The organism is Pseudomonas kermanshahensis, from assembly GCF_014269205.2.
GTDB lineage: Bacteria > Pseudomonadota > Gammaproteobacteria > Pseudomonadales > Pseudomonadaceae > Aquipseudomonas > Aquipseudomonas kermanshahensis.
Genome location: NZ_JABWRY020000004.1, coordinates 30559 through 41968, shown reverse-complemented (window position 1 = coordinate 41968; position 11410 = coordinate 30559). Strand labels below are relative to the sequence as shown.

At 65.7% G+C, this 11410-nt stretch carries 10 protein-coding genes; 3 read left to right on the top strand and 7 right to left on the bottom strand.

Annotated features, from left to right (window positions below; all coding sequences use genetic code 11):
* Window positions 1–65: 65 nt before the first annotated feature.
* From HU764_RS27275 to HU764_RS27265, 3 genes are all read left to right on the top strand, one after another.
* Window positions 66–1178, top strand: a complete 1113-nt coding sequence (locus tag HU764_RS27275; RefSeq protein ID WP_186703173.1) for a PepSY-associated TM helix domain-containing protein — start codon at window positions 66–68, stop codon at window positions 1176–1178.
* Window positions 1175–1351, top strand: coding sequence for a hypothetical protein (locus HU764_RS27270; protein ID WP_172960334.1), 177 nt, complete (start codon window positions 1175–1177; stop codon window positions 1349–1351). Before HU764_RS27275 ends, HU764_RS27270 begins: the two co-directional genes overlap by 4 nt.
* Before the next feature lie 69 nt (window positions 1352–1420).
* Complete coding sequence (locus HU764_RS27265; RefSeq protein WP_186703172.1) at window positions 1421–4435, top strand: dermonecrotic toxin domain-containing protein; 3015 nt, start codon at window positions 1421–1423, stop codon at window positions 4433–4435.
* On the opposite strand, the gene HU764_RS27260 is transcribed toward HU764_RS27265, so the two are convergent.
* The 7 genes from HU764_RS27260 to waaF are packed head-to-tail and all read right to left on the bottom strand — an operon-like array spanning window position 4396 to window position 11356.
* The gene (locus HU764_RS27260) at window positions 4396–5838 is read right to left on the bottom strand and encodes a lipopolysaccharide kinase InaA family protein (RefSeq protein ID WP_186703171.1); all 1443 of its coding nucleotides are present in this window, start codon (window positions 5836–5838) and stop codon (window positions 4396–4398) included. The two genes, HU764_RS27265 and HU764_RS27260, sit on opposite strands and share 40 nt — an antisense overlap.
* Entirely contained in the window at window positions 5838–6590 is a 753-nt protein-coding gene (locus HU764_RS27255; RefSeq protein WP_085274048.1) for a lipopolysaccharide kinase InaA family protein, read from the bottom strand. The genes HU764_RS27260 and HU764_RS27255 overlap by 1 nt, the downstream gene beginning before the upstream one ends.
* Complete coding sequence (locus HU764_RS27250) at window positions 6587–7321, bottom strand: lipopolysaccharide kinase InaA family protein (protein WP_186703170.1); 735 nt, start codon at window positions 7319–7321, stop codon at window positions 6587–6589. The genes HU764_RS27255 and HU764_RS27250 overlap by 4 nt, the downstream gene beginning before the upstream one ends.
* Window positions 7321–8127, bottom strand: a complete 807-nt coding sequence (gene rfaP, locus HU764_RS27245; protein WP_085274046.1) for a lipopolysaccharide core heptose(I) kinase RfaP — start codon at window positions 8125–8127, stop codon at window positions 7321–7323. Before rfaP ends, HU764_RS27250 begins: the two co-directional genes overlap by 1 nt.
* Window positions 8124–9248: a glycosyltransferase family 4 protein gene (locus tag HU764_RS27240; protein ID WP_186681284.1), complete on the bottom strand. Its 1125-nt coding sequence runs from the start codon at window positions 9246–9248 to the stop codon at window positions 8124–8126. Before HU764_RS27240 ends, rfaP begins: the two co-directional genes overlap by 4 nt.
* Window positions 9248–10306: a lipopolysaccharide heptosyltransferase I gene (gene waaC, locus HU764_RS27235; protein ID WP_186703169.1), complete on the bottom strand. Its 1059-nt coding sequence runs from the start codon at window positions 10304–10306 to the stop codon at window positions 9248–9250. Before waaC ends, HU764_RS27240 begins: the two co-directional genes overlap by 1 nt.
* Window positions 10307–11356 (bottom strand): lipopolysaccharide heptosyltransferase II, encoded by a 1050-nt coding sequence (gene waaF / locus HU764_RS27230; RefSeq protein WP_027594326.1) that lies wholly within the window; start codon window positions 11354–11356, stop codon window positions 10307–10309. It abuts the gene before it with no gap.
* Between the last annotated feature and the right edge of the window lie 54 nt (window positions 11357–11410).

Sequence of the window (11410 nt, the reverse complement as noted above, 5' to 3'; positions counted from 1 at the left end):
GCGCCGGCCAAGCCGTCCTTCAGGGGGCGGCTTTGGTCTTTCTGGACGTCGAGAAACAAAATGAAATGAAAAGCTCAACCATCCGCCGCTGGTCCTTCATCCACACCTGGAGCAGCCTGGTCTGCACCCTGTTCCTGATGGTGCTGGCCCTCACCGGCCTGCCGCTGATTTTCCACCACGAGCTGGAACACCTGCTCGGCGATGCACCGCAACTGCGCGAAATGCCCGCCGGCACCCCGCACCTCGACCTGCAACAGTTGGTGCTCAAGGCCGAGCAACACCGCCCAGGGGAGGTGATGCAGTACTTCGGCTACGACGAGGACGAGCGCAACGGCGTGGTGGCAATCACAGCCGCGACCGCCGGCACCGAACCCAATGCGTCGCACACCTTCATGCTCGATGCCCGCACCGGCGAAGCCGTCGCCATGCCGGCTGCGAACGGCGGGTTCATGATGGTCATGCTGCGCCTGCACGTGGACCTGTTCGCCGGCCTGCCTGGCAAGTTGCTGCTGGCGTTCATGGGCGTGCTGTTCGTCGTGGCGATCGTTTCTGGCACCGTGCTCTACGCGCCGTTCATGCGCCGCCTGGATTTCGCCACGGTGCGCCACGACAAGTCCCGCCGCTTGCGTTGGCTCGACCTGCACAACCTGATCGGCGTGGTGACCCTGGCCTGGGCGCTGACGGTTGGCGTCACCGGTGTGATCAGCGCACTCTCCGACCTGGTCATCGCCGCCTGGCGCAACGACAGCCTGGCCGCCATGGTCGCCCCCTACCGTGATGCCCCGCCGCTCACCGAACGCGCCCCGGCCAGTCGCCTGTTGGCCATCGCTGAGCACGCGGCGCCCGGCATGCGCCCGGATTTCATCGCCTTCCCCGGCACGCGCTTTTCCAGCGAGCACCACTACGCCGTGTTCATGAAAGGCGCTACGCACCTGACCTCGCACCTGCTCACCCCGGTGCTGATCGATGCGCAGACCCTGCAAGTAACCGCCGTCGGCGAACGGCCCTGGTACATGGACGCCATGGGCCTGTCGCAGCCGCTGCACTTCGGTGACTACGGCGGGCGCCCCATGCAGATCCTCTGGGCGGTGCTCGACGTGCTGACCCTCATCGTGCTCGGCAGCGGCCTGTACCTGTGGTGGGGCAAGCAGCGTAAACCACGGGAGGCCAAGGCATGAGCCACGCGTCGCGATCGACCACTAAGATTTTCGCCTGGCCGGCACTTATCGCCCTGCTCGGTGCCCTAGGCCTGTTCGCTGCACTGCTGGGCGACGGCGCGTGGGACGGCTTGTCCTGGGTCGGCCTGGGCCTGCCAGCGTACTTGGCCCTGCGCGGCTTCTGGCGGCGTTGAGGTAATGGGTTAACGCAGCCGCCCGGCCAACGCGGTGCAGCATGGTCCCCTTTCACCAGGAGATAGGCCATGACACCGCTGCTGCGCCTCCAGTCGCTGGACAGCCAACTCGACGCACTACTGCCCCCCTTGCCGGGTGTGGAACACAGCCTCGACCAAGCCCTGAGCACCCTGTTCCCCAACCCAGCGATCACCGCCCGGACCTTGTACTTCGGGCGCTTCCGCCTGCTGGACCTGGTCGGCTTCCACCTGTTCGACGGCGGCGCCTTCAAGCCACCGGCCGATACGCAAGCCCGACACGACGACCGCCCGCTCAACCTGCCAAGCGACTTCAACGCCCACATCGAACGCTTCTGCGCGACGCTTCGCCAAGGCCTGCATGCGCACCTGGCCAGCTATTGGCTGGCGCGTGACGAAAAAGGGTTGAGCCGGCAAGCACGCCTGGCCACCCTGCGCCGCGATCAACTGTTCACCGAGATGCGCTTGCGCAGCCACGACCAGACCTTGTCTGTGGAGCATGCCCGGCTGTTGACCACCTGCCTTGAATACCCACACCCCTGGCAACGTCGGCACCTGCCCGCCGCCAGCCGCCCGCAGCTGTACCGCCCGTTGCTGTCGGGCTCGGCGCCCAGCTGGCGCAGCCACTTGCCAGGCGTGCTGATCCTCACCGAGAACGGCCCGGAGGGCCGCTTGCTCGACGCACAGGAACCGGTCGGGCGGGCGCTTTTGTGCAGCATCGTGCATGGCATCGAAGCGTTCGACAGCCTAGCCGCCTTGCACGTGGAATTATGCGAACGCCTCGAAGACCCGGTGCAGAGCGAACCGCTGACCCGGCTGCTGGTGGTGAGCGCAGACCGCCAACATGCCCACCGGGCCGAACGCCTGCGCTACGACTGGTTCAGCGAGGACCTCGCCGAGGCGCAGGCCCTGGCCATTCGCGAGGCCCATGGCAAACGCCTGACCGCCGCCTGGCAGGCCGCCTGGGCGCAGGGCCTGCAACGCAGTATCGAACACCTCGACGCCCAACTGAGCAACGCACTGGACCTGCACCGCGAGCTCGGCAGCCAAGGTCCAGTAGCCACCCGCTATGGCCTGTTGCTGGAAAAGCACATGCCCGACTGGTTGCGCTCGACCTCGCAGCAAGGCGTTGCCCACATCATGCAAGCCATGCAAGAGCAGGTGGCGGCCATCAACGCCGCAGCCGCGCCAGGCATCCTCACGTTGGAGCAGTTCAACCAACGCCACACCCTGCTGGCCTGGGTGCGCCAGCGGCTGCGCGAGTTTCTGCAGCAAGACCCCGGTATCGACACCGCACCGGAGCAGATCTCGATCAGCGTGACCCTGGCCCGCCAGGTTGGCCCCATCAGCAACCCACTCGACACCAGCGCCTACATCCCCGTGGCCAGCCGCCCGCACGCGGGCGGGACGATCGAACTGGTCAACCAAAGCTACCGGTTGGATGAACTGGCACTGCTCAATATCGCCTGGTTCGACGTCGATTACTGGCTGACCGCCCGCGTGCACCTCGACGCGGATCAGCCGCTGCCAGCCCTGACGCCACTGCGGGTCAAGCAGATCGTACGGCGCCTGAATGCCGGCAGCGGCTACCAAGCCTACCTGCGCACCCAACTGCTCGATTCGCCCCATGGCCGCTGGCGCCAGCAAGCCTACGCGCAACTGTGCCGCACGCGCATGCACGCCGAAGCGGTCAAGGCGCGTTATGCCGGGCATTTTCAGCCGAGCACGATCGAGCAGGGGTATGGTTGGGCCGACTGCGTCATTCACTCACCCGACAGCCACAATCGGCCGCACCGCAACGAACAACAGGTGATCGCCCGGCAGATGCTGATCCAGGGGCAAACCCTGCAAGGTGTCGTGCTGCTGGTCTCGCCAGAGCACGCTTACCGCATCGTGGTCTACAGCCCCGACGCGCCAGACCGCCGCCCCTGGCGTGAATACAACAACGCTCGGGCGCTGATCCGCGCCGTGCGCAGCGATGCGCAGTTGCGCCACTATGTGTTGCAACGCTTGCCGCTGGGCAACCGAAGAAGCCTGGAGGCACTGCTGGTACAGGGCCGCCTGGGCTCACACATCAGCTTGCAGACCATCACCGGCAACCTGTACGACGCCCTCTACCGCGCCGAGGTCAACACCCTGATGGCCCAAGCCAATGCCGTGACCCGCAGCAATCAAGAACTGCTGGGGGAGTTTTCGGTCAATGTGCTCAGGCTGGTGCTGGATATCCTCACCCTGGTGCTGCCGCAGGCGGGCTCGACCGCACTGGCGTTCGGGCGCATGGGCATTTCCATCTGGGACGGTTTCGAAGCGCTCGACCGGGCCGACCATAACGGCGCGCTCCATCACGCAGTCGCCGCTCTTGGCCACGCCACCGCGGGGATCAACGACATGGCAGGCTCTGGGCTGATGCGCCGGGTCATGCGCGGCCTGCCCAAGCCGCCACCGGTGCCGCTGCCCCGGCATTACGAAGCGACTCCTGACGTAGCCAGGCTGCGCTACCGCATCGATGCACTGCACGACGAGGCCGTGTACGAACAGCAGTCGGCGAGCCCCGGCCTGTCGCAGTACTACGTGAGGGATAACCTGGGACGCTACTTCAATGTCACCTTCGACGGCACACGCTGGCGCGCCACCGACCCGAACCAGCCGAACACGTACCTGAAGCTGCCGATCAAGCGCTGCCTGGACGGCAGTTGGGTGGTCGACTCCCCAGTGCTCTGGTACGACGGGTTGCCGAATATCCAGCAACTGTTGGAGGACTGCCGCCTGACCACCCCGTTACACGGCACCGCGACCGAAGACGATGCCCAGCTGCTTCAGGACAACACCACGCTGTACCTGCAACTGGGCAGCCACCAGTTACCTGTGCGCCGCCATCTGCTCGCCGCTCACTACCACCTGGTATTGCCTGAGACGCTGCGCGGCACCGTGCCCGCGTGGGCAGTGCTGCGCTGGCAGGATGCGCAATGGCGCATCCGCGTGCGCCAGACCGGCCGCAGCAGCAACTGGCTGGCGCTGCCAGCAGCTTATTCGGACAACCGCGGCAGCAACCGGTCCAGCCGCTGATGCAAGGCACTGTCACGCGGCCAGTTGCGCAGCAGCCGCGCCCGGTCACGGGCATAGGCCGGGGCGAAGCTGAGCTGGGTGGCGTGCTGGCACATGGCATCGAGGTCGATCAGCGACCACTGGCCGTTGTCCCAGAACAGGTTGTGGCCCTTGAAGTCGCCATGGCTGATGCGCTCGCGGATCAGTTGCTGCATGACCTTCACCAGCGCGTCGACCTGCTCTTCAGGTGCCTCGCCGTTTTCCACATAGGGCGCAAAGCACGCGGTCAGGTCCGGGCCATCGACATAATCGGTGACCAAGTAGGCACGGCTGCGCAGGCCCATGACACGCTCCTCTAGCACTGCCAGAGGGCGTGGCGTGGCGATGTCGAGAAATTCCAGGCGGTGGCCTTCGATCCACGAGTGCCAGGCGCGGCTCGGGCGCCAGAAGCGCTTGAACCAGTGCGCGGTGTTCTTGATGTTGTAGCGTTTGAGCACCAGTTGCCGGCCATCGACCTCGATGCGGGCCACACTGGCGGCGCCACCGGTCTTGTACAAGTGGCCCTTGTCGATCAGCTCATCGGCATGCTCCAGCACCGGCAGCATGGCCTGCACCTCAGCGCGGCGAATCGCCCGCAGGCCCGAAAGGCTGCGCTTGACGCTGAACAGCGAGCACTCGCGGCCGGCCTTTTCCAGGTAGTCCTTCTGGCGCCAGCTGCGCACCTTGTCCACCTGCTTCTGCAGCGCTTCGAGTGGCAGCGGGTGCTCGGCATTGGCCAACAGGTAATGTACCAGCAGCTCTTCGATGAACGGCTCAAGGCGCTTGGGCAATTGGGCGAAGAACACGCCGAGGTTTTCCAGCACACGCGGGCGCGACAACTGCTGGCCCGGGGTCTCGGCCTTGATGCCCGCGCCGTCGATCAGGTACAGCTTGCCGCCATGGCGCAGCAGGTTGTCCAGGTGCAGGTCTTCCTGCCACAAGCCCTTGGCGTGCATCTGCGCCACCGCAGTCAGCGCCTCACCCAACACCGCGTGTTGCTCGTCTGCCAGTACGGGCAGGTGCTCCACGGCGGCCCAGGCATCGGCCAGGCTTTCGGCGCCATCCAGAAACTCGAACAGCAGCCAGCCGCCCTCGCCTTCCTTCAAACCATCAGCCAGCAGTTTCGGCGTGGCCAGGCCCTGCTCGGCCAGCCACTTGACGCCTTGCAGCTCGCGCTGGAAGTGCCGGGCAGCATTGCTGCCCACCAGCAGCTTGGCCAGCACCGGCGTGCCACGCCAGACACCAGCGCCCACATAACGCTGGCCGGGTAGCACACGCAGCAGGCTCAGCAGTTGCAGCTCGGCGCTGCCGGCGGCATCGGCCAGGTTCACGTTCAGGGGCAACGCCGGGGCGCGCCCGGCCTCTTTCAGTTCAGACAAACGCATCAGCGGGCCTCTTTTTCACGACGGCGTTGCGTCAGGCGTTGCAGCCAGGTGCCGACCAGCGTGCTGTCCGCCGGCTGCACCAGGTAGGCTGCCAGCAGGTGACGCACATCCGCCTCGCTCCAGGCCCGCGCACGGCGCAACAGGGGCTCCAGGTCCTTGAGCCGGTCACGCATGCCGAACAGCAGGGGCCGGGTTTTTTCCAGGTCGATCAGCTGGGCATCCCAGCCTTCGCGGCGTTGCCGTAGGAAGATGTGCTTGGGGTAGAAGCAGCCGTGCACCTGGCCAGCGCTGTGCAGCGTGCGCGCCAACTGGCCGCAGGCCTCGAGGATGCCGTTGCGTTCGGCATCGCCCAACTGCGGCCACTGAGCCAGCAGGCTGTCCAGGTCGGCCCACTCGTCCAGGGCACGGGTCATGAGGATCGCCCGGTGCTCGCCGGCCTGCTTGCGCTCGCCATAGAACACCGCTTGCAAGGCCGGAATGTGCAGCTTCTGGTAGCGGCTGATGTTGCGGAATTCGCGGGCGAAGGTCGGCTCGCCGAATGGCCGGTGCAAGGTTCGGGTGAGGTAGTCGCTCTGGCGCTTGAGGTAGTAGCCCTTGCCTTCGAGTTCCAGGCGGAACACGCTGCTCCAGCCCCCGCGGCCGGTGTTGGGCTCGTCCACGGCATCGAGTTGCAGCGCCCACAGCGCGTCGAAATCATTCAAGCCGTGGCGTTTGAGCAGCGCGAGGTCTGCGCTGGCCAGGTAATCGGTCATTCCCTTCCCTCGAAAAAGCTCAGCACTTGGCGAATCCGCTGCTTGTCGCGGGCGTTGAGCCTGTCGCGACCACGGTATTGCAGGTAGAAACGCAGGCGCTGGGTCGCCGACAGGTGGTATTTGGCGACCTTGTCCAGGCACGCCAGGTCTTTGATCATCCGGTGCCGCCACATGAAACCGCGCCAGAAGTCGCCGGTCGGGCAGTCGATGAAGAACAACGTGCCCTGGTCGTCGACCAGCAGGTTGCGCCACTTCAAGTCGTTGTGGGCAAAACGGTGCTCGTGCATGACCCGAGTATGGCGCGCCAGCTGGCGGCTGACGTGGTCGACCCAAGCGGGGTCTGACAGGCGCGGGTCTTTGCGTTCGGCCAAGGCCGACAGGTCTTCGGTGCGCGGCAGCTCGCGGGTGATCATCGCCCCGCGGCCAAACGCCAGGCCTTTGCGCTCCAGGCCCCAGGCGACCACTTCGGCGGTGGGAATGCCCCACTTGGCGAACTGCTTGAGGTTTTGCCATTCGGCCTTGATGCGCGGCCGGCCGAGGTAGCGGCGCATGTGCTTGCCCGCCCCAGTGTAACGCTTGACGTAGTAATTGACGCCCTCGCGCTCGATGCGCACCACTTCGCTGAGCGGGTCGCGGGTCAGGCGTTCACCCTGCAGGGCGAAGACTGCGTCAAGGCTGCCGAAATCCGCCGCCAGGTGTTCGTAGCCTGGCGCCAGTGTCCAACCCGCCATCAGAGTGCATCCCCATAGCGTTGTTTGCGGTCATAGAGTTTCTGCGCCTTGCGTTCCAGCCAGGCGAGCAGCGCGGCCTCGTCGGCAAGCACTTGGCGCAGCGGGCGCTGGAAGTAGCCACGCAAAAAGCGCAGTTTGTCGCGCCGGGTCAGGCCGATGTCCAGCGCCGAGAAGTACAGCGCGGCCAGGTCTTTGTCACGCCAGCGGCGGCTGATTGTCGCCCGGGTCTGGGCACGGTGCAGGTCGATGACCGACAGTTTGAAGTCTTCTGGCGTCACCGGGCGATCGGTGTGCAGCAGGAAGTGGCAGATGTAGCAGTCGCGGTGGTTGACCCCGGCGCGGTGCATGCCGCCGGTCATCTTCGCCACTTCGGCGATCAGCGCACGCTTGAGGCGTGGCGCGGGCGGCTGCTTGACCCAGTCGATACTGAAGTCTTCCAGGCTGATAGTCGGCGCCAGTTCTTCGGTCACGATGAACGAATGCTGAGTGGCCGGGTTGCTGCCGCGCTCTCCATAGGCGACGGCGGTCATGGTCGGCACGCCGACCTCGTGCAGGCGCTGGATGGCTCGCCATTCCTGGCCGGCACCGAGCACCGGCAGCTTGGCGCTGAACAGGTTCTTGAAGATCTCCCCCCAGCCGATGCCGCGGTGAATCTTGACGAAAAAACCCTCGCCCTCAACGACGGTGCGCAGCGTGCGGCGCCCTTCCAGCTCGCGGTACACCTCGCCTTGCAGCGCTTCCACGGCCTCGAAGGCATCACGCCCGGCCCACAAGCGCTTGAAGGGTTCGGCCAGTATCAGCTTCATGCGGTCTCCTGCCCCAGGATCACATCAGCAGCATGCTGCGGCATGCTGTACAGGTCGGCCGTATCGGCAAAGGCCAGGCCGTTGCGCGACCAGTCGGCACGGGCCTGCGGGTCTTCGAGCATGCGTTGCAGGTAGCCGTTGAGCTGTTCCTGTTCGAACGGCTCATCCAGCACCAGGCCGCTGTCGGCTTCGGCGATGTAATGGGCATAGCCACACACCTTGGAGACCAGCACCGGCAGGCCTGCCACCAGCGCTTCGAGCAGCACGGTGCCGGTGTTTTCGTTGTAGGCCGGGTGGATCAGCAGGTCAGCGCCCAGCAGGAAGCGTGGGATATCGCTACGCCCCTTGAGGAACTGCACCTGGTCGCCCAGGCCGAGGGTCGCGCCCTGCAGTTGGAAGACCTTGGGGTCGTCCTGGCCGATGACCATCAACCGGGTGCGCTTGCGCAAGGCCGACGGCAGCGCGGCCAAGGCCTTGAGGCTGCGGTCGACGCCCTTGGTCTTGAAGCCCGAACCGATCTGCACCAGCAGCAGGTCATCGTCGCCCAGGTTGAATTCCTGGCGGAACTCGGCGCGGATCTGGGCGGCGTTGGCCGGCGCCCGACGGTCCTGGGAAATGCCCGGCGGCAGCAGGTGGAAGCGTTCAGCCGGGGTGCCGTAGTGTTTGACGAACAGCGGCTGCTGCACCTCCGAGATCATCAGCACCTCGGTTTTCGAGTCTTTGGCGAACACCGCGCGCTCGTACTCGGCAAAGTGCCGGTAGCGGCCCCAGCGCTTATAGAGGCCGCCACGCAGGGTCTGGGCCTTGTCCTCGAAGCAGCCGTCGGCGGCGTAGTACACGTCCAGCCCCGGCATCTTGTTGAAGCCGATCAGGCGGTCGACCGGGCGCTTGGCCAGGTCGGCTTCCATCCAGGCGCTGAGCTTCTCGTTGCGGCGGTGGTTGAACAGCGCCTTGACCGGCGCCACCAGCACTTCGAAGCCAGGCGGAATGTCACCTTCCCAGATCAGCGTGTACACACGGATCTGGTGGCCCCGCTTCTGGCATTCCAGGGCAATGCGCATGAAATCGCGCTGCAGCCCGCCGAAGGGGAAATATTTGTAAAGCACGAAAGCCAGTTGCATCAACGAACATCCTCAGCCAGCAGCAGCGCGCTCAAGCGGCTCGCCACATGCTCGGGATTCAGGCGAGTGAAGCACAGCGGCCACTCGCGTTTGAGATCGACCCGGCGCAGGTCATCGGCGCTCGGCTTGTAGGTGCACTTTTTCTGCAGGCACGGCGCACAGGGGAAATCGCTGGCCTGGTGAACCTGGGCGCGGCCATAGGCGCCGGTCAGGCCCGGGTTGGTCGGGCCGAACAGTGAAATAGTCGGCACATCCAGCGCCGCAGCCAAATGGCCCAGGCCGGTGTCCACCGCCACGCAGGCCTTGGCCGCCGCCAGCACGCGGGCAACGCCGACAAGGTTCAACTTGGGCAGTACCTGGCAGTTATTCAAGCCCTGGGCGATACGTTCGGCGCGTGCCTTCTCGGCCGGGTTGCCCCACGGCAGGCGCACTTGCAGCTTGCGCCGGCCCATGCGCTCGGCCAGCTCGCGCCAGTATGCCTCGGGCCAATGCTTGGTGGCCCAGGTGGTGCCGTGCAGGAACACCACGTAGGGCGCGGCGGGCGGCAATTGCAGGCGATCGAGGTCGAGGCCGTAGTTGCCGATGCCTTCCGGCAAGTCGTAGGCCAGGGCCAGGGCGAACAGCTGGCGCACACGCTCGACCGCGTGTTGGCCCGTGGCGACCGACAGGCGCCGGTCATAAAAACGGCTGGCCAGGCCTTCGCGCGCCGAGTAACGGTCCAACCCGGCCACGGGTGCCTTGACGTAGCGGGTCAGCCAGGCCGACTTGACCAGGCCCTGGGCATCGATCACCAGGTCGTACTTGCGCGCGCGAACGCGCTGCTTGAACGCCTTCCACTCGCCGCTCTTGAGGGTCTGCCAGATGTTCTTGCGCCAGCGACGGATCGCCACCGGGATCACCTGGTCGACCGCCGGGTGCCAGCTGGGGATCTCGGCAAAGCCTTCTTCCACCACCCAGTCGAAACGAATGCCCGGTATCGCGTGGGCGGCATCGGTGATCGCCGGCAGGGTGTGGATCACATCCCCCAGCGACGATGTCTTGATGATCAGTACCCGCACTTAGTCGACCTCGGCCACGGTATCGATCAGGTTCGGACCGCCCAGGCTGTGCAAGGCGGCGATGACTTGCTGCGGGTCGAGCAGGCGCAGGCAGTTGTAGTGGCCGAAGCGGCAGGTACGGTCGAAGCACGGGCTGCATTCGATGCCGGTGCGCACCACTTCCACCTGTTCGGCCAGCGGCGGCGTGAAGCCCGGCGAGGTCGAACCATACACGGCGACCAGCGGGCGATTCAGCGCGGCAGCCACGTGCATCAGCCCGGAGTCGTTGGACACCACGGAATCGGCGCAAGACATCAGGTCGATGGCCTCGGCCAGCGAGGTTTCGCCGGCCAAGTTGTAGGATTCTTCGCGCAAGCCCGGGATCAGCCGGTCGCGGATCTGCTCGCCGACGGGGTGATCGCTTTTCGAACCGAACAACCACACCTGCCAGCCCTGGCGGATCATCGCCTCGGCCACGGCGGCGTAGTGCTCGGCCGGCCAGCGTTTGGCCTCGCCAAACTCGGCACCGGGGCACAGCGCCAGCACCGGGCGGTCGAGTGCCAGGCCGAACTTGGCCAGGGCGGCATCACGGCTCTGCGGTTCGATCTGCAGGCTGGGGCGCGGGTAAGGCTGTGGCAGCTCGGTGCCCGGCGCGTAGGCCAGGGCCATGAAGCGCTCGATCATCAGCGGGTAACGTGCCTTGTCCAGCTTGCGCACGTCGTTAAGCAGGCCGAAGCGCATCTCGCCGCGCCAACCGGTGCGTTTGGGAATACCGGCAAAGAACGGCACCAACGCCGATTTCATCGAGTTGGGCAGCAGAATTGCCTGGTCGTACTGGCCGGCCAGGGACTTGCCGATGCGACGTCGGGTGGCCAGTTCCAGCGCACCGTGGCCAAGCGGGAAGCTCAACGCTTGGCGCACCTCGGGCATGCGTTCGAGGATCGGCCGGCTCCACTCGGGCGCCAGCACGTCGATCACGCAGTCGGGGTGCTGCTGTTTCAGGCACTGGAACAAGGTCTGCGCCATTACCATGTCGCCGACCCAGCTGGGGCCAATGATCAGTATTCTCATGCTTAGTCCAGAAACGCTCGGGGAGGCTACAGGCTGCGGTACAGCCTGGCCTCC